Source organism: Nocardia sp. NPDC004123 (assembly GCF_053603795.1).
This window is the reverse complement of record NZ_JBSGGG010000021.1, coordinates 101,122-118,488: the sequence shown is the minus strand read 5'-3', so window position 1 is coordinate 118,488 and position 17,367 is coordinate 101,122. Positions and strand designations below refer to the sequence as shown.

21 protein-coding genes are annotated in these 17,367 nt (G+C 69.3%); 9 read left to right on the top strand and 12 right to left on the bottom strand.

Annotation, left to right across the window (positions count from 1 at the left end):
• Positions 1-68: 68 nt before the first annotated feature.
• The gene (locus ACWEQQ_RS29270) at positions 69-680 is read left to right on the top strand and encodes a TetR/AcrR family transcriptional regulator (protein WP_452350514.1); all 612 of its coding nucleotides are present in this window, start codon (positions 69-71) and stop codon (positions 678-680) included.
• Positions 681-830: 150 nt separating this feature from the next.
• Here the strand turns inward: ACWEQQ_RS29270 and ACWEQQ_RS29265 are convergent, their stop codons facing one another.
• The 5 genes from ACWEQQ_RS29265 to ACWEQQ_RS29245 form a co-directional block, all read right to left on the bottom strand.
• Positions 831-1,772: an aminoglycoside phosphotransferase family protein gene (locus ACWEQQ_RS29265; protein ID WP_452350513.1), complete on the bottom strand. Its 942-nt coding sequence runs from the start codon at positions 1,770-1,772 to the stop codon at positions 831-833.
• The gene (locus ACWEQQ_RS29260; RefSeq protein WP_452350512.1) at positions 1,772-1,930 is read right to left on the bottom strand and encodes a CGNR zinc finger domain-containing protein; all 159 of its coding nucleotides are present in this window, start codon (positions 1,928-1,930) and stop codon (positions 1,772-1,774) included. Before ACWEQQ_RS29260 ends, ACWEQQ_RS29265 begins: the two co-directional genes overlap by 1 nt.
• Positions 1,931-1,989: 59 nt before the next feature.
• A complete protein-coding gene (locus tag ACWEQQ_RS29255; RefSeq protein ID WP_452350511.1) occupies positions 1,990-2,691 on the bottom strand; it encodes a hypothetical protein in 702 nt (233 codons plus the stop codon).
• 144 nt (positions 2,692-2,835) lie between these two features.
• Positions 2,836-3,795 carry an electron transfer flavoprotein subunit alpha/FixB family protein gene (locus tag ACWEQQ_RS29250; protein ID WP_452338710.1) on the bottom strand — a complete coding sequence of 320 codons (960 nt, stop codon included), beginning with the start codon at positions 3,793-3,795 and terminating at the stop codon, positions 2,836-2,838.
• Positions 3,796-3,831: 36 nt separating this feature from the next.
• Positions 3,832-4,617 (bottom strand): electron transfer flavoprotein subunit beta/FixA family protein, encoded by a 786-nt coding sequence (locus tag ACWEQQ_RS29245; RefSeq protein WP_452338709.1) that lies wholly within the window; start codon positions 4,615-4,617, stop codon positions 3,832-3,834.
• 191 nt (positions 4,618-4,808) lie between these two features.
• Here ACWEQQ_RS29245 and ACWEQQ_RS29240 point away from each other — a divergent pair, with 191 nt between their 5' ends.
• Genes ACWEQQ_RS29240 through ACWEQQ_RS29230 form a run of 3 tightly spaced genes read left to right on the top strand, consistent with a single transcriptional unit; the run spans position 4,809 to position 8,400 of the window.
• On the top strand, positions 4,809-5,591 hold the full coding sequence (locus ACWEQQ_RS29240; RefSeq protein WP_452338708.1) for a class I SAM-dependent methyltransferase: 783 nt from the start codon (positions 4,809-4,811) through the stop codon (positions 5,589-5,591).
• Positions 5,588-7,141: a 1,4-alpha-glucan branching protein domain-containing protein gene (locus ACWEQQ_RS29235; RefSeq protein WP_452338707.1), complete on the top strand. Its 1,554-nt coding sequence runs from the start codon at positions 5,588-5,590 to the stop codon at positions 7,139-7,141. The genes ACWEQQ_RS29240 and ACWEQQ_RS29235 overlap by 4 nt, the downstream gene beginning before the upstream one ends.
• The gene (locus ACWEQQ_RS29230; protein WP_452350510.1) at positions 7,138-8,400 is read left to right on the top strand and encodes a glycosyltransferase family 4 protein; all 1,263 of its coding nucleotides are present in this window, start codon (positions 7,138-7,140) and stop codon (positions 8,398-8,400) included. Before ACWEQQ_RS29235 ends, ACWEQQ_RS29230 begins: the two co-directional genes overlap by 4 nt.
• Before the next feature lie 94 nt (positions 8,401-8,494).
• Here the strand turns inward: ACWEQQ_RS29230 and ACWEQQ_RS29225 are convergent, their stop codons facing one another.
• The 3 genes from ACWEQQ_RS29225 to ACWEQQ_RS29215 all read right to left on the bottom strand — a co-directional run bounded on the left by ACWEQQ_RS29225 (position 8,495) and on the right by ACWEQQ_RS29215 (position 10,346).
• Positions 8,495-8,929 (bottom strand): cupin, encoded by a 435-nt coding sequence (locus ACWEQQ_RS29225; RefSeq protein ID WP_452350509.1) that lies wholly within the window; start codon positions 8,927-8,929, stop codon positions 8,495-8,497.
• A 46-nt stretch (positions 8,930-8,975) separates the two neighbouring features.
• Complete coding sequence (locus tag ACWEQQ_RS29220; protein WP_452350508.1) at positions 8,976-9,515, bottom strand: DUF1697 domain-containing protein; 540 nt, start codon at positions 9,513-9,515, stop codon at positions 8,976-8,978.
• A gap of 84 nt (positions 9,516-9,599) precedes the next feature.
• Entirely contained in the window at positions 9,600-10,346 is a 747-nt protein-coding gene (locus ACWEQQ_RS29215) for an acyltransferase (protein ID WP_379382245.1), read from the bottom strand.
• Positions 10,347-10,485: 139 nt separating this feature from the next.
• Between ACWEQQ_RS29215 and ACWEQQ_RS29210 the strand changes: the two genes are divergently transcribed.
• Together ACWEQQ_RS29210 and ACWEQQ_RS29205 are read left to right on the top strand one after the other, a co-directional pair.
• Entirely contained in the window at positions 10,486-11,823 is a 1,338-nt protein-coding gene (locus ACWEQQ_RS29210) for an outer membrane protein assembly factor BamB family protein (protein WP_452350507.1), read from the top strand.
• The gene (locus ACWEQQ_RS29205; protein WP_452350506.1) at positions 11,820-12,038 is read left to right on the top strand and encodes a hypothetical protein; all 219 of its coding nucleotides are present in this window, start codon (positions 11,820-11,822) and stop codon (positions 12,036-12,038) included. Before ACWEQQ_RS29210 ends, ACWEQQ_RS29205 begins: the two co-directional genes overlap by 4 nt.
• Before the next feature lie 9 nt (positions 12,039-12,047).
• Here ACWEQQ_RS29205 and ACWEQQ_RS29200 read toward each other — a convergent pair whose 3' ends face one another.
• Entirely contained in the window at positions 12,048-12,482 is a 435-nt protein-coding gene (locus ACWEQQ_RS29200; RefSeq protein WP_452350505.1) for a hypothetical protein, read from the bottom strand.
• Positions 12,483-12,550: 68 nt separating this feature from the next.
• Between ACWEQQ_RS29200 and ACWEQQ_RS29195 the strand changes: the two genes are divergently transcribed.
• Positions 12,551-13,012 carry a MarR family winged helix-turn-helix transcriptional regulator gene (locus ACWEQQ_RS29195; RefSeq protein WP_452350504.1) on the top strand — a complete coding sequence of 154 codons (462 nt, stop codon included), beginning with the start codon at positions 12,551-12,553 and terminating at the stop codon, positions 13,010-13,012.
• Positions 13,013-13,015: 3 nt separating this feature from the next.
• On the opposite strand, the gene ACWEQQ_RS29190 is transcribed toward ACWEQQ_RS29195, so the two are convergent.
• Positions 13,016-13,477, bottom strand: coding sequence for a MarR family winged helix-turn-helix transcriptional regulator (locus ACWEQQ_RS29190; protein WP_364613262.1), 462 nt, complete (start codon positions 13,475-13,477; stop codon positions 13,016-13,018).
• 98 nt (positions 13,478-13,575) lie between these two features.
• On the opposite strand from ACWEQQ_RS29190, the gene ACWEQQ_RS29185 reads away from it, so the two are divergent.
• Positions 13,576-14,601, top strand: coding sequence for an SMP-30/gluconolactonase/LRE family protein (locus tag ACWEQQ_RS29185; RefSeq protein WP_452350503.1), 1,026 nt, complete (start codon positions 13,576-13,578; stop codon positions 14,599-14,601).
• Positions 14,602-14,612: 11 nt separating this feature from the next.
• Positions 14,613-15,011 (top strand): PPOX class F420-dependent oxidoreductase, encoded by a 399-nt coding sequence (locus ACWEQQ_RS29180; protein WP_452350502.1) that lies wholly within the window; start codon positions 14,613-14,615, stop codon positions 15,009-15,011.
• A gap of 33 nt (positions 15,012-15,044) precedes the next feature.
• Here the strand turns inward: ACWEQQ_RS29180 and ACWEQQ_RS29175 are convergent, their stop codons facing one another.
• Both ACWEQQ_RS29175 and ACWEQQ_RS29170 read right to left on the bottom strand, forming a co-directional pair.
• Positions 15,045-16,334 carry a THUMP-like domain-containing protein gene (locus tag ACWEQQ_RS29175; protein ID WP_452350501.1) on the bottom strand — a complete coding sequence of 430 codons (1,290 nt, stop codon included), beginning with the start codon at positions 16,332-16,334 and terminating at the stop codon, positions 15,045-15,047.
• Between the two features lie 18 nt (positions 16,335-16,352).
• A complete protein-coding gene (locus ACWEQQ_RS29170) occupies positions 16,353-17,330 on the bottom strand; it encodes a class I SAM-dependent methyltransferase (RefSeq protein WP_402769586.1) in 978 nt (325 codons plus the stop codon).
• Between the last annotated feature and the right edge of the window lie 37 nt (positions 17,331-17,367).

Sequence of the window (17,367 nt, the reverse complement as noted above, 5' to 3'; positions counted from 1 at the left end):
CTAGGTGAACAGATGTTCAGCTATGTATACTTAACAGCTGTTCAGTCATCTCTGTCAAGGAGGACTTCGTGCCGGGTACCCGACAGCGCCGAACCCGCGGCGAAGGCGAGCGGCTGCGCGCCGAACTCGTCGCCGCAGCCATCGACCTGCTGCTCGAACCACAGCCGCTGCCCGCGCCGTCACTGCGCGCCATCGCCCGCGCCTGCGGCGTCGCACCCAGCGCCGTCTACATGCACTTCGCCTCCCAGGACGCGCTGAACTACGCGGTGATCGCCGAGCTGTTCGGCCGGCTGCGCGCCGACCTCGACGCCGCCGACCCGGAAGCCGCGAGCCCCGCCGAACGGCTCGATGCCCTGCTCGGCGCCTACCTGACCTGGGCCGAAAACCACCCGGGCGCATACCAATTGCTGTTCGAGCGGCCCGATCCGCTCGACGCCGAGGGCGAGGGCCCCGGCCTGGATCTGCTCGACCGCCTCGCCCGGCTGCTGCCCGATACCGGCCCGCACGCGCCCGGCACCGACCCGCAGGCCCGCCACGCCACCGCTCTGCGCATCTGGTGCGCCGTGCACGGGGTGGCCTCCCTGCGCATCCACAAACCGAGCGCACCGTGGGCCGCGACCGCCCGCGCCGACGCCCGGGCACTGGTGGCCGGCCTCGCCGGACTCCCCGCCGGCACCTGACCACCGCGCGAAAGCCGCGGCGGCCGAATACCGCCGACACACCCGTGGAACCGATCCCCACCTCCATCGGCATGGTGGTCCAGCGCGACGCGCAGCGACGGCGGGCGGCCCGCGAACGGTATCGGCCGCAGTAGATTTCGGCCGCCCCGATCAGGCCAACGCCGTCGCGACCGCGAGATGCAACCGCAGGTCCGCGGGCTGCTCGTCCCCGACGGCCCCCACGATCTCCTCCATCGACCGCATGAACGCCCAGGCGCGCGCCCGATCGGCGCGGACGGCCAATCCCGCGGCGGTCCGCTCGACCACCGCCCGGGCATGGTCGGGCGCCGGATCGCTCTGCACCTGAATCATGATCAGGAATCCGGCATCGAACGCCGCCTCCCCGAGATACGCCTTCGGGTCGATGAGCAGCCACGGCTCCCGTTCCGCCGCAACGATATTCCCCAGATGGGTATCCCGATTCACCACCAGCAGCGGCCCGTCCGGCACCGCCAGCTCACCACACCGCTCCGCCGCCCGATCCAGCAGGCGAGCCGGAATCACCTCGGCGACACCGTCTTCCGGCTCGAAGAACATCCCCTCCCACCCCGCCACCATCCCGGCGGCAGCCGGCAACTCGGGAAAGCCCGCCGGAACCGCTACCGGCTCCCGCCGCAGCCTGCGGTACAACCCGCACGCCTGCTCGACCTTGGCGATGTTCTCCGGCCGCCCTTCGAGACTCGGGAACCCGGGCTGATACAGCAGTTCCGTCCCCGGCCGCGCCCACTCGAGCAGCATCGCCCCCGTCCCCGGATCGAACTCCAACAACCGCACCGCGCCATCGCCGCCATAGAGGTACAGGCCGGTCGGCTCCCCATAGTTCTCCTCGTCGACCACCGGCACCTTGAGCACCGCGACCGACCCGTCGGCCCGCCGCACCGGCGCTACCCACGAATGTGTCCCACCCCCGAAACTCTCCCCGATGACCTCCAGCCCCCAAGCCGCGCACAATGTGTCCACCACCCCGGGCAGCGCGGCCAGCCACAGCGGCCCCCGTTCCCCGAAACTCCCCGCGATGGTCTCCGCCACATTCGGCGGCAACGAGATCGGCATCAGTCCATCCTGCCGGACCGTTGCCGGTGCGCGGCCACCCTGGTTCTGGTGGCACAGGTGGTTCCGCAGTACTTCTGAGGTTGCCGCCGCCCGGTGTCGATGAAGAAGCGGCCGCAGTCGGTGGCGGCGCACCGGCCCCACGCGCATCGGCACGACACTCGCCACCGACGGCTACATCCCTTCGGCGGATGTCGGCGAGCGGCTCCCGCACGCCTGGCTAGCCGACGGCCGCTCCACACTCGATCTGGTCGGGCCCGGCCACGTCCTCCTCACCGGATCCCAACTCCCCCAATCCCTCCGCGACCGCTGCGGGCTCTCCTCCGCCACCGCTCTGCTCATCCGCCCCGACGGCCACATCGCCGCCCGCCTCTACGGCTGAGCCCTCGGCCGGCTCCTCGTCGGCGGTTTGGGCCTGCTCGGGCGGCGCACCAGCAGGTGGCTCCGTGGTGATGGGCTGGGCAGTTTCGGGAACCGGCGTCTCATGCACGGTGCGCCACAGGTAGGTTCGTCCGTCCGTCACCAGGACCGCCGTCACCGTGCGTCTGCCGGTCTTCACCGCACCGATGCGGTTCTCCGCGTCGAAGCGGACCACGATCAGCTGCCCGCTGCGGGCGATCTCCGCGACCTCGGAGACCTCGATCGCCACCCCCGAGAGCACATTCCGGGCCGACCAGATCCCCGCCAGGAACGTCTCCCGATCCACCGCCTGCCCGGTCGTGACCACCGAGGTGAAGCCCCCGTCGAGCGCGCCGGAGATCCGGTCGAACACCTTCGGCGGCGCATCCGAACCCAACCACTCGGCCAGATCGAGATGCAAGGCCGCGACGATATCGGTCAGCTCGACATCGTCTGCCGCACCGGCCTTCTCCGGCGCGACCGGCTCAGCCCGCCGACGCCGAGGATCGAATCGCCCAAGCACCGTGCCACTTTACGACGAACACCCACCTCACCCGAGTCGGAGCCCCTGGTACCTGGGAGCCCCCGATACCTTGGGCACGAACGCAAACTGTCCCCCGGCCGTGCGGGCCGGGGGACAGTCGATTGCGGGTTACCGCAGGGGTGTTCAGCCCTTGTGAGCCTTCACGGCCTCGGTCAGCTGCGGGGCGACGTTGAACAGGTCGCCGACGATGCCGTAGTCCGAGATCTCGAAGATCGGGGCCTCTTCGTCCTTGTTGACGGCCACGATGGTCTTCGAGGTCTGCATGCCGGCGCGGTGCTGGATGGCGCCGGAGATGCCGAGGGCGATGTACAGCTGCGGGGAGACCGTCTTACCGGTCTGACCGACCTGGAACTGGCCCGGGTAGTAGCCGGAGTCGACGGCGGCACGGGACGCACCGACGGCGGCACCGAGGGCGTCGGCCAGCGGCTCGACGACCTTGCCGAAGTTGTCGGCGGAACCGACACCACGGCCACCGGAGACCACGATCGCGGCCTCGGTGAGCTCGGGGCGGTCGCCGCCCACGTTCGGCTCACGCGAGACGACCTTGACGACGCCCTCTTCCTGCGCGGGCAGCTCGACGGCGACCTTCTCGCCGGCGGCGGCCTGCGGGGCGGCCTCGATGGCGCCCGGGCGCACCGAGATCACCGGCACGTCGCCGGTGGCCTTGGCGTCCACGGTGAACGCGCCACCGAAGATGGAGTGCTGCACCGAGCCGTCACCGTTCACGGTGATGGCGTCGATGAGCAGACCGGAACCGATACGGGCGGCCAGGCGACCCGACACCTCCTTGCCCTCCGCGGTGGCGGCGACCAGGATCGCGGCCGGGGCGGCGGACTCGGACAGGCCGGCGAGCACGTCGACCTTGGGGGTGACGAGGAAGCCCTCGGCGTCGTCGCCCTCGGCGACGTAGATCTTCTCGGCGCCGGCGGCGGCCAGGGCGTCACCCAGCTTGTCGGCGGTGCCGGCCGGGCCGACCACGACGGCGGCCGGGGTGCCGAGCGAGCGGGCTGCGGTGAGGAGTTCGGTGGTCACCTTCTTGGGCGCACCGTCAGCGTGCTCCACGAGCACCAGAACTTCTGCCATTTTTCTATCTCCTGAAAGTCGTTGGGCTCGGGGGCTTTAGATGATCTTCTGGCCGACCAGGTAGGTGGCGATCTGGTTGCCGCCCTCGCCCTCGTCGACGATCTTCTCGCCCGCCGTGCGCGCCGGCTTCGGGGTCACACCGGTCACCTGGGTGCCGGCGTTCGCAACGCCCACGGTCTCCGGGTCGACGCCCAGATCCGCCAGGGTGAAGGTCTGAACTTCCTTCTTCTTGGCGGCCATGATGCCCTTGAAGGACGGGAAGCGCGGCTCGTTGATCTTCTCGGTGACCGAGACGATGGCCGGAAGAGTGGCCTCGAGCTTGAACACGCCCTCGTCGGTCTCCCGCTCGCCGGCGATGCGCTCACCGTCGACGGTCAGCTTGCGCAGGTGGGTCAGCTGCGGCAGGCCCAGGTACTCGGCGATGATGGCCGGAACGGCGCCGGCGCGACCGTCGGTGGCCTCGTTGCCCGCGATGACCAGCTCGATGCCCTCGATCTGGCCCAGCGCGGCGGCCAGGATGTAGGCGGTCTGCACGGCGTCGGAGCCGTGGATGGCCGGGTCGTTGATGTGGATGGCCTTGTCCGCGCCCATGGACAGGGCCTTGCGGATGGCCTCGGTGGCCCGATCGGGGCCTGCGGCCAGCACGGTGACCTCGCCGCCCTGCGCCTCCTTGATCAACAGCGCCTCCTCGACGGCGCGCTCGTTGATCTCATCGAGGATGGCGTCGGCGGCCTCGCGGTCGAGCGTGAAGTCCCCACTGGAGAGCTTGCGCTCGGACCAGGTGTCGGGAACCTGCTTGATCAGTACGACGATGTTCGGCATGGGTCTTCGTCGACCTCCTGTTCTGGTGGCACTGGGGGTGGCGGTCGCACGAGTTCGTCACGTACGTCCACAAGTAGCTCGTCCGGGAGATTACCCTACGTTAAGTTACTCGTGGGTAACTTAGGGTGTGAGTTTCTGCATCGGTTGATCCGGTCGCGGGTGTGATATGGACAACCGCTAACGTCGGAGCAATGAGCGAGGCCGTGAGTCCTGTTGAAAACCCCACCGATCCCTTGCCTTTGACCGGTGAGCGGACGGTGCCCGGCATCGCCGAGGAGAACTACTGGTTCCGGCGGCACGAGATCGCCTACGTGCGCATGCTGGAGCACTGCACGGGCAAGGCCGTGCTCGAGGCCGGCAGCGGAGAAGGCTACGGCGCCAATATGATCGCCGACGTCGCCGCGCAGGTCACCGGCCTGGACTACGACGACAGCGCGGTCGCGCACGTGCGCGCCAAGTACCCGCGGGTGCGGATGGTGCAGGGCAATCTGGCCGCGCTGCCGCTCGACGACGCCTCGGTCGACATCGTGGTGAACTTCCAAGTGATCGAGCATCTTTGGGACCAGGCGCAGTTCCTGCGCGAATGCCTGCGGGTGCTGCGGCCCGGCGGCAAGCTGCTGATCTCCACCCCCAATCGGATCACCTTCTCCCCCGGGCGCGATACGCCGCTCAACCCTTTCCACACGCGTGAGCTGAATGCCGCCGAGATGACCGAACTTCTCGTCGAGGCCGGTTTCACCGTGGAACTGATGGCCGGCATCTTCCATGGGCCCGAACTCGTAGCGCTGGACGCGAAGTGGGGCGGGTCGATCATCGACGCGCAGATCGAGCGGGCGCTGGCGGGCGAGCCGTGGCCGGCGGAGCTGGCGGCGGACGTGGCCGCGGTGCGCATCGACGATTTCGAACTGGTCGCCGACACCGAGCGGGATATCGACGCCAGCCTGGATCTGCTGGCCATCGCGGTGAAGCCGTGACGGACCAGCTTTCCCCGGTGCCGGGCCAGTTCACGCTGGTCCTGCACTCACATCTGCCGTGGCTGGCCCACCACGGGCGCTGGCCGGTCGGCGAGGAGTGGCTGTACCAGTCGTGGGCGGCGTCCTACCTGCCCGTGGCGAAGGTGTTGAGAACCCTTGCGGCCGAGGGCCGTTCGCACCTGATCAGCCTGGGGATCACGCCGGTGCTGGCGGCGCAGCTGGATGATCCGCACTGCCTGAAGGGCATGCACCACTGGCTGGGCAACTGGCGGCTGCGCGCCGACGAGGCGTCCATGGCGGGCAATACCGCACTCGGCGGGCACGAACACCGGCTCGCCGCAACGGCTCTCGACGATTTCGAGACGCGCTGGATGCACGGGGCCTCGCCGGTGTGGCGCGAGCTCATCGACGCCGAGGCCATCGAATTGCTGGGCGGGCCGCTGTCGCATCCGTTCCAGCCGCTGCTGGATCCGCGGCTGCGCGAGTACGAACTGACCGAGGGGCTGGCCGACGCGCGGGCCCGATGGGGGCACACGCCCTCCGGCATCTGGGCCCCCGAGTGCGGGTTCACGCCCGGGATGGAACGGACCTACGACAAGGTCGGCATCTCGCACTTCATGGTGGACGGTCCCGCGCTGCGCGGCGACACCACGCTCGGGCGGCCGGTGTGGGATTCGGATGTGGTGGCCTTCGGCCGCGACCTGACGGTCAGCTACCGGGTGTGGTCGCCGAAATCCGGGTACCCGGGGCAGCCCTTCTACCGTGATTTCCATCACTACGATCACGCCACCGGACTGAAACCGGCCCGCGTCACCGGCAAGACCGTCGCGGGCCCCGACAAGGCCCCCTACGATCCCGAACTCGCCGCCGCGGCCATCGAGAAGGACGTCGCGGACTTCGTGGCGACGGTGCGGGAGCGGCTGATCTCGGAGTCGGAACGGATCGGCCGCCCGGCCCTGGTGGTGGCCGCGTTCGACACCGAACTGTTCGGGCACTGGTGGCACGAGGGCCCGCAATGGCTCGAACAGGTGCTGCGCGCACTGCCCGAGGCGGGGGTCACCGTCGGCACGCTCGCCGATGCGCGGGCCCGTGGCTACGTGGGCGAACGCGTCGAATTGGCCGACTCCTCCTGGGGTTCGGGCAAGGACTGGCGGGTGTGGGCCGGGGACCAGGTCGCCGATCTGGTCGAGCTCAACGCCGAGGTGGTGCGGCTGGCCCTGGACACCCTCGACAAGATGCGGGTGGACGCCGGATCGATGCACAACGACCGATTCGGGCTCCGCGACACGGTTGCCGACCAGCTGCTGCGGGAGGCGATCCTCGCCGTCTCCAGCGACTGGGCATTCATGGTGTCCAAGGATTCCGCGGCCGGATACGCGCGTGACCGCGCCCATGAACACGCCCACGCCGTGCGCGAGATCGCCGCGGCGGTGGCGGCCGGGCAACTCGCCAAAGCGGGGCAGTTGGCGGCAGGATGGTACGCGGCCGACGGACTCTTCCCCGCGCTCGATGCGCGCAGGCTCGGCCCCGCTTCAGAAGGACCCGCATGAAGATCTTGATGGTGTCGTGGGAGTACCCACCCGTCGTAGTCGGTGGGCTGGGCCGCCACGTGCATCACCTTGCCGTCGAACTGGCCGCCGCCGGGCACGAAGTCGTCGTGCTGGCGCGCCGTCCGATGGGCACCGACGCCACCACCCACCCGACGCACTCCTTCATCGAGGACGGCGTGCTGGTGGTGGCGGTCGCCGAGGATCCGCCGGCCTTCGATTTCGGCGAGGACATGCTGGCCTGGACGCTGGCCATGGGCCACGCCATGGTGCGGGCCGGCATCGCGCTGAACAAACCCGGCATCGGCGAGGGCTGGACACCGGACGTGGTGCACGCGCACGACTGGCTGGTCGCGCACCCGGCCATCACGCTGGCCGAGTATTACGACGTGCCACTGGTTTCCACCATTCACGCGACCGAGGCGGGCCGGCACAGCGGCTGGGTGTCGGGACGGGTGAATCGGCAGGTGCACTCGGTGGAGTGGTGGCTGGCGCACGAATCCGACGCGCTCATCACCTGTTCGGAGTCCATGAAGGACGAGGTGCACCGGCTCTACGGCGCCGAACGGGTGCCGATGACGGTGATCCGCAACGGTATCGACGTGGGCGCGTGGACCTTCCGTGAGCGCGCGCCCCGCTCCGGCCCGCCGCGGCTGCTGTACGTGGGCCGGCTGGAATACGAGAAGGGCATCCAGGACGCGATTGCCGCGCTGCCGCGCATCCGCAAGGCGCACCCGGGCACGACCCTGACGGTGGCCGGTATCGGCACCCAATTCGATTGGCTGCGTGAGCGGGCCCGCGCGCACCGGGTGGCGCGGGCGGTCAACTTCGTCGGCAAGCTCGACCACACCGATCTGCTCGGCTGGCTGCACAGCGCCGATGCCATCGTGCTGCCCAGCCGCTACGAGCCCTTCGGCATCGTCGCACTGGAGGCGGCAGCCGCGGGCACCCCGCTGGTCACCTCCACCGCCGGTGGGCTCGGCGACCTGGTCACCGACGGCGTCACCGGCGCCTCGTTCGAACCGGCCGACGTGAACGGCGTTGCGGACGCGGTGATCTCGGTGCTGGACGACCCCACCGCCGCCCAGGATCGCGCCTGGTCCGCTCGCGAGCGGCTGACCGCCGACTTCGCCTGGGACGTGGTCGCCCAGGAGACCGCCCTGGTCTACCAGTCGGCCAAGCGCCGGGTCCGGACACCGCTGGGCCGTCCCGTGATCGTGGAACGCCCGCTCCCCGAACGCGACCCGAACCAGCCGTACTGAGCCCCTCGGCTCGAATTCACCTGGGACATCCCTGCGCCCCGAATTGGAACGAGTTCTAATTCGGGGTCAGCGGACGCTCGCCCCCGGCAGCGGGTCAGTCGAACGGGCAGCCCGGATTCGGCGCATCCTCGGACAGTGGACTGCCCGCGGGCAGGACGTAGAGCACATCGAGGATCTGCGGCTCGGTGCCCAGATTCCGCTCGAGATGCACATTCCCCGCCCCGGCCCGCTCCACGAACGTGGTACCCGGCCCGCCGGTCTGATCCACCGCACAGTCCGACCCGTAATGGCTCAGCTCCCCCTGCCGCACCAGCGCGTACAACGTCCCATCGTGGTAATGCCACCCGGTGGAACCGCCTGGCGCCACGGTGATTTCGCGCAGAATGTAGTCCATACCGCCGATGGTGGTCTGCGAGAGGATCACCGCGCTGATGCCGCTGGATGGCGTCGCATGAGCATTCGCGGCGAGCGATCCCACCAGCGCGACGGACGCCACACCGGTCAGCACAGCTCGAAATCCGAGAGTCACCGGCCCACGGTATCGCGCCCCACGACGGCCCGCAGAACGAAATGTCTTAGGCGTCCATCTTTTTGAGGGCCTTCTGGACCGTCAGGAAGGTCCGGGTGGTGATGTCCTTGCCGTAGGCCTTCCCGACGACGGCCATGAAACTCGTGGTACTGGGGTCGGTGTTGTCGATGACCGAGAGCAGGGCGCGGCAGGGCTTGTCGAAGCGGACGAGGCGGACGGTGGATTCGCCCTCGGGGAATTCGGGCAGGGACTTCGGGATGTCGCGGACGAAGGTGACCGTCAGGTAGGTCTCGCGGCAGTGGGTGAGGCCGGCGAAGGGGTCGGAGTCGACGAGGGCCTGGAGCTGGGCGTGGGTCCGGATCAGGGTGCCGCCGGGAATGCCCAGTTCGGAGGTGAGGGCCTGCTGGATCTTGGCTTCCAGGGCCGGGACATCCGAGTCGTCGGACCGGAAGACGACATTGCCGCTGGTGAGCAGGGTGCTCACCTTCTCGAAGCCGAGGCCCTCGAAGACGCCGCGCAGCTTCTCACTGCGCATATTGGGGTTGGTGGGCATGATCCCGCGCAGAAAGGCGGCGTAGCGGTGCATGCGCCTGAACGTACCGGGCGGGCATGACAAAGGCCGGGCATCGCGGCCCGGCCTCGGTGCGCTGATCTATCAGGCGGTGATTTGTCAGGACGCGGTGGCGCCGCTCTTCTTGCGTTCGATATCGGCGAGGGCGGCCAGGTGGGCGGCGCGCTTCTCGGCGGCGGAGTCCCAGGCGTCCTTGCGGTTCTTGACCACCTTGGCGGGGGCGCCGACGGCGATGGAGTAGTCGGGGACGTCGCCCTTGACCACGGCGTGGGCGCCGAGCACGCAGCCGCGGCCGACCCGGGTCGAGCGCAGCACGGTGACCTTGGCGGCGATCCAGGTGTCGGGGCCGATGCGCACCGGGGACTTCACGATGCCCTGGTCCTTGATGGGCAGGTTGATGTCGTCGGTGACATGGTCGAAGTCGCAGATGTAGCACCAGTCGGCGACCAGGGTGGATTCGCCGATCTCGATATCGAGGTAGGTGTTGACGACATTGTCCTTGCCGAACACCACCTTGTCGCCGATGCGCAGCGAACCCTCGTGGCAGCGAATGGCATTCCCGTCGCCGATGTGCACCCAGCGGCCGATCTCCAGCCGGCCGAGTTCCGGGGTGGCGTGGATTTCGACCCTGCGGCCCAGGAAGACCATGCCGCGCAACACCACGTGCGGATTGGCCATCTTGAACTTGAACAGCCGGTAGTAGCGCACCAGATACCAGGGCGTGTAGGCGCGATTGGCGAGAACCCACTTGAGGGACGCAGGGGTGAGGAAACGCGCCTGCTCCGGATCACGGCGGCGCGACCCCCGCCAACGCGAGCGCAACGGTGCGCCCCACATGCTCGTCACGAACTACTCCCTGTGTTCACCGGTCGTTTCAACGAGGGTATCCGCCCCCCTCACAGGGCGTGAAAGTAGGCTGTGCTCCGGCTGTAGCGGCCCGGCGAGAAACTACAGACTTCCGTACTGGCAGAAGGGACACCAGCAGGTGCGAAACGGCAGGCGGCGGACCGGACGTGAACGACGCACCCGCACCGGGGCGAAGGTGCTGGCCCTGGCGAGCGCCGGGCTGTTCACGCTGACCGCGTGCGCGTACGGCAGCACCAAGGTCGACGATATCGGCGTAGGCCCGGGCAAGGGGTGGCCGCTGGCCTTCCGCGACGCCCACAACAGCGGGTCGAGTCCGGTCACCGGGTCGCGGAAGCTGGCGCTGAATTGGTCTCGGCCCGTGGGCGGTCCGGTCGCGCAGCCGGTGACCATCGGCGGCGACGGGCAGCTGTACGTCACGACCCGCGCCAGTGCCTGCAATATTGCCTCGTTCCAGATGCCGACCGGGCGCAAGCGGTTCTGCAATCCGATGGGTCCCAGCGCCGTCGACGGCGGCTCCGCGGTGGACGGCGTCGGCAATGTGTACGTCGGCGACGACGGCGCGGTGAACTCCTTCAACAATCTCGGGCAGCCGCGCTGGCGCACCCAGGCCGCCGGGACACCGGTGTCAGTGCAGTTCACCGGTGACGGAAATGTCCTGTCGGTGACCCAGTCCGGGCAGGTGGACGTGCTCAGCCGGCAGACCGGCGATCGGCAGGTGTCCACCTTCCAGCTGCTCGGCGAGCCCGACTTCCTCAGCAACCCGTCACTGAGCCGGCCGCCGGACCGGCAGGGCCTGGAGGACTGCGCGACCGGCGGGCCGCAGTGCCCGATCGCGAATGTGTCGGCGGTGGACCAGAAGTCGGGGCGCTTCTACGCGACGGTGTGGAAGCCGGGCGACAAGGCGGCCGCACTGATCGCACTCACCTACGGCGGCAAGGACGTTCACGTCGACTGGACCGCGCAGCTGCTCGAAGAGGGCAGCGCCACCAGCCCGGCGCTGTCGGCCGACGGGTCCACGGTGTACGTCGGCGACAACACCAACCGGCTGATGGCCGTGGACGCCGCCACCGGGCACGCCAAATGGGTGCAGGATCTGGGTTTCCCGGCGCGCGGCGGCATCTCGGTGGCCGACGGGCTGCTGGTCCCCGCCGGCGACGAGGGGCATCTGGTCGCGCTGCGCGACAGGGGGAGCAGCGCCGAGATCGCCTGGGAGCGTAAGGATCTGGAGCTGCGTGGGCGGCCGGTGCAGACGGCGGGCGGGACCGGGTACACGGTCGCGCCGATCGGCGACAAGCTGACGCTGGTCACCTTCGACACGAAGACCGGCGCCACGGTGCAGTCGAACGAGCTGCCCGGCGCGGAGGGCACGACCGTGGCCACCGCCGTGGGCGATCAGGGCGAGGTCGTGGTGACCACCCGCATCGGCGAGCTGTTCGTCTTCAAACCCGAGAAGTGACGACGCTTCGAACCCGAGAAGCCATGGCAGCGGGCGAGGTGGATACCGGCACGGTCGGCGGCAAGTTCACCGATGTGATGGACGATCAATTCGTCGACCTGCTGGACACGACCATGCTCGAGACCTCACCGGTCGCCGGACGGCTCATGGCGATCCTGGCAGAGCGGGGCTGGAAGGGCTGGACCCGGGTCGAGCGGGTGCCGCCGCACCCGTGACAGGCCGGGCTACCGCAGGGTCAGCGCGAACGCGTCGACGTTCGCCGCGACGCGCTGCAGCAGATCGAGCAGCGTGCGGTAATCGTCGGCGCTGAGGCCCTCGGTCGCCGCCGTGCGTTGAATCCCGATGCGCTCCAGCAGTTTCGCGTGCGCGCCTACGCCCTCGAGGGTGAGGGCGTAGGCGCCCGCGGCATCGCGAACGACCCAGCCGCGGTCGAGCAGTGTGCCGACATATGGTGCGGCCGTAGGGTCCTGGGCGTTCAGGAACGGCGAGAGGGCTACATCGAGCCCGGTCGCGTCGAGTGCGCCACCGGAGAGGGTGTGCATGATCTGCCAGTGGCGGCGCAGCAGGCCCTCGGTGACGAGCAGGGCGGCGAAGTTCTCCTCGAGGGTCTTGTCGATGTGCTTGAACCAGTAGCCGATCGGCTTCGGGGTGTCGGTCATGGCATTTTCCAATCAGTTGTCACATTACATATACATGTACTTTAGCAAGTAATTGTACGATGGCAAGGGTGAAGGACAACGACCCCGCGATCGTCGCCATCGAGCGCGCCATGGTGGCCATCCGACGCAGCCAGACCCGGCGTGCGCTCAATAGATTCGCGGCCCGCGGCGGCGGACCGGCCGTCGATCCGACCCTCTTCGGCGTGCTCGACGCGGTCGAGGCGCGCGACGGGGAGGCCACCGTCACCGACATCGCGACCGTGCTGGGCGTGGATCAGCCCCGCGCCAGCCGCCTGGTGGCGCGCGCGGTCACCGAGGGCCTGCTGGAACGTCGCGCCGACCAGCACGACGCGCGCCGCATCCACCTGCACCTGACGCCCGCCGCGCAGACCGCGCTGAACCGCGCCCACGCCAACCGCCAGGCCGTCTTCGCCGAGGCGACCGCGGCCTGGAGCGAGCGCGACCGCACCGAATTCGCCCGGCTGCTCACCAGATTCGTCGCCGACTTCGGCGCCGTCACCGACCGTTAGCGATCAGTCCGGCCGCACCGAATCGAGCAGGGTGGCCGCACGCTCGAGCATGGACATGAGCGCCTCGCGCTCGGCATCGGTGAACTCCGCGGCCAGCGCGCGTTCGACCGGGACCGCCCGCTTGTCGGCGGCGTGCATGACGGCGCGGCCCTCCTCGGTGAGCCGGGTCTCGAGCACATTGCGGTGCCAGGCGTGCGGCGTGCGCTCGATGAGGCCGCGCTCGCGCAGATTGGTGAGCACCGTGTTCATGGTGGGCGGCGTGACGCCACAGCGCCGGGCCAGCTCGGCCGCCGAAATGCCCGGGTTCTCACTCAGCACGTAGAGGGCCGCGTACTGCGGAATCGTCACGCCCGCGGGCTTGAGGGCGGCGTTCTTCGCACCCATCAGCGCCTGCTCGGCGCGCTTGATGAAGGTCCCCAGGCGTTCTTCGACCGGCATCGACGTCACCCCGGCATGATAGCTCATGCAGTTGTTCGAACCTTGACGATCATTAGAGTTCTAATCTATCTTCGCTCTCGCACTCGGATGTCATCTCTATCCACCGGGATCGAAAGGCACGAACCATGTCCCACCCGATTCGCCGCTGGGCCGCGCCCGCGGTGACGGCGGCGCTGCTGCTGGCGTCGGCGGCGTGCAGCACCGGCGACGCGGCGACGCCGGGCGCCGCGCCCGACCCCAACGCACCGGCGCCCGACCGCATCACCACCGCGTACGACCTGCCCGAGCGCGCGTATCCGGAGAGCATCACCGTCGATCCGCGTACCGGCGACGTGTACGCGAGCTCGTTCCTCACCGGCGCGATCTACCGGGCCACGCCGGGCACGACCGCGGCCGAGACCTTCCTGGCCGCGGGCGCGGACGGACGCCGCACCGCCAACGGCGTGAAGGTCGATGCCGCCGGGCGGCTCTGGGTGATCGACCACACGGCGGGAATCACGGTGTACGACACCGGGACTCGCGCCCTGCTCGCCCGCTTCGACGTCCCGGCCGCCGGGCAGCCGTTCGTCAACGATCTGGCCATCACCCCGGACGGCAGCGTCTATGTCACCGACAGCGTGCGGAACGTGGTCTACCGCATCGGACCGGACCAGCTCGCCGACGCGCTCGCGCACGACGGGCACGGCGGCGAACTGCGGGTCTACCTCGACCTCGGCGCGGTCAAGCACCCGGCCGCGCGGAATCCCATGACCCTCAACGGCATTGCCGCCGACGACGCGGGCCGGTATCTGATCGTGGTCGACATGACCAACGGCGACCTCTACCGGGTCTCGACCGGACCGCAGCCGACCGTGCAACGGATCGAGCGCACCGGCGGCGACGCGCTCGACGGCGACGGCCTGGAACTGCGCGGCGACACCCTGTGGGTGGTGCACAACAAGGGGAACGCCGTGTCCCGCTGGCGGCTCGGCGACGACGGCGCGAAAGCCGAACTGCAGCACCGCGTCACCGACCCCGCGCTCGACATCCCCACCTCGATCGTGCACACCGGCGGCCACGCGCTGGTCACGGTCTCCCAGTTCGACAAGAACGGCCCCTACGGCGACGGCGTCCCCGCCGGCTTCCGCATCGTCGAGATCTCCCAACTCTGAAGGAGCACACCGTGACCCACCCCGTCATTCCCGAGAAGTACACCGACCTGCTGACCCGCCCGCTGTTCGCGCACCTGGCCACCCTGAATCCGGACGGCACCCCGCAGGTCACCCCGGTCTGGCAGATCTGGGACGGCGAGTTCCTGCGCTTCACCACGACCACGACTCGCGCCAAGCACCGCAATACGTGTCGCGACCCGCACGTGGCGGTGAGCATCAACGATCCCGAGGCTCCCTACCGCTACCTCGAGGTGCGCGGCGTCATCGAGCGCATCGACGCCGACCCCGAGGGCGAGTTCTTCGACGTCCTGGCGCAGCGGTACGGCCTGGCCTACGACAAGCCGGTCGGCGACCATCCGCACCGCGTCGTCCTCGTCATGCGGCCCACCCACGTCAGCTATCAGGGCTGAAACAGCGCGAGCTACCGGGGCGGAGACGCCGCGTCAGGGCGTGGCGCAGAGGAAAACCGTTGCCGCCCGGCCGATCCGGGTGACGACCAGCGTATGTGGCTGGGAGCCTCGTGGTTTGAGCCGGGCACGGAGCGCATCCGGGTCGATATCGACCCCGCGCGCGAGGATCTCCAACGGACCGCAGTCGCGACGATGCAACTCGGCCCGTAGCGGCTTCTCCCGGAATTCCATCCGATCGAACACCCGGAACCCCCGCACACCCTCCGGAACCCGGTCACCGGTCAGGTACGCGATGCGCGGATCCAGCTGCCACAGTCCGTGTTTCGCGGCGTAGTGCCGCACCAGCCCCGCACGGACGACCGCCCCGTCCGGGTCGATGATCCACTCCCCCGGCTCACGCTCGGGGATATCGTCCGGGTCGGCATCGGTGAGTGTCCAGGGCGCGGCAGTCGACGAGAGCACGGTCGCACGACGGGTCACACCCGGCTCCGCCAAACCCGGTGACCACAGACAGGCTTCCCGCACCGCCCCGTCGAGCGAGACGACTTCGATCTCCCCCGCCCACCCGAGCTTGTCGAAATCCAGTCCGGGAGCACACTTCACGGCCAGCAGCCGCCCGGCATACGCCGCCAGCAGATCCGGCAACGGCGGCTGCAGCTTCGCCGGATCATGCGTCCGCCGCCCATCCGCCCGCCGCGCCGGATCGGCGATCACGACCTCAGCGGTACTGCACGGCACCAGCGCATCCGCCTTGACCAGCACCACATTTCGCGTATCCGCTCCGGCGCTCGCCGCAGCGGATACGCTGCCGATCGTCGACGAGGCGCCACGTCCCTGCCCAGCGACGCTTGCCTCCCCGGGGTGGATCGCATCGCCGTCCGAGCGGGAATTCACCAGCGGCACACCGAGATTGTGCCGAGCCATCGCGAGACGTACGTCGTCGAGGTCGCTGCCGATCACGGCGGGGCAGACCTCGGCCAGGGCGGCCAATTCCGCGCCGATGGAGCAGGTGACATCGTGGACCGTACGGCCGGCCAAGCGCTGTGCGCGGTGGCGAGCTACGGCCGACGGGGTGGCCTGCTGGAGGGCGTCGTCGGTGAAGAGCCACTCTCCCACGCCGTCGAGTTTGGCTGTCGCGCGGCGGCGCAGGCGGACCGTTTCCACGAGGGCGGGGGCGTGGTCGCCGTGGTCACGGCGGAGGCGCTCGAGGTCCTTCAGGAGCGAGGCGGGGGTGAGCGCGAAATCGCCTACCTCGGCCAGGGCTGCCGCGCCGGCCGGACTGGCGAGGTAGGCGATGTCAGCGCGAGAGAAGGCGTAGCCCACGGGGATTCGTGGACCGGCCTACTTGGCGGAGGCGCCGGGCTTCACGCCGGTGATCATGGCGTTGTAGAAGAACTGGCGGGGCACCACGTGGCGCAGCACCTTCTCGTCGAGGGCCGAGAACGCCAGCCACGCCTTGTACTGGGCCATGCGGTAGCGCCAGGTCAGCTTCTCGTCCGGGACGGCGGCCTCGAAGGTGCGCACCGGCCAGCCCCACAGGGCGGCGGCGAATTCCTCGGTCTTGGCCTGCACCTCGACGGCGCCGGCGCCGCGGGCCATGCGCTCGAGGTCGGACGGGTCGAAGGTGTGCAGGTCGACGACGGCCTCGAGGGCGGCGGCGCGGGAGGACTCGTCGAGCTCCTCCTGCGGACGGCGCCAGTCGCTGAGGAACGGCAGCTTGGTGATCTCGGTGGTGATCTTCCAGGTGACCTGGCCCAGCTTGCGGGCGTAGAGGTTGCCGATGGTGGTCGGCTCACCCGCGAACACGAACCGGCCGCCCGGCTTCAGCACGCGCAGGCACTCCTTGAGCGCCAGCTCCACATCCGGGATGTGGTGCAGCACGGCGTGGCCCACGACGAGGTCGAAGGTGTCGTCCTCGTAGGGGATGGTCTCGGCGTCGGCGACCCGGCCGTCCACGTCCAGGCCCAGATTCTGGCCATTGCGGGTGGCGACCTTGACCATGCCCGGGGACAGATCGGTGACCGACCCGCGCTTGGCGACGCCCGCCTGCATCAGGTTCAGCAGGAAGAAGCCGGTGCCGCAGCCGAGTTCGAGGGCCCGGTCGTAGGGCAGCTCGGCGCTCGGGGCGACGGCGTCGAAGCGGCCGCGCGCGTACTCGATGCAGCGTTCGTCGTAGGAGATGGACCACTTGTCGTCGTAGGTCTCGGCTTCCCAGTCGTGATACAGGACCTGGGCGAGCTTGTTGTCGCTATACGCGGCCTGGACCTCCGCCTCGGTGGCGTGCGGGTTCGGCGCGGGGTCTTCAGGACCAACTGTCATGCAGGGCAGCCTAATGAATACCCCGGTGAACGGTGTT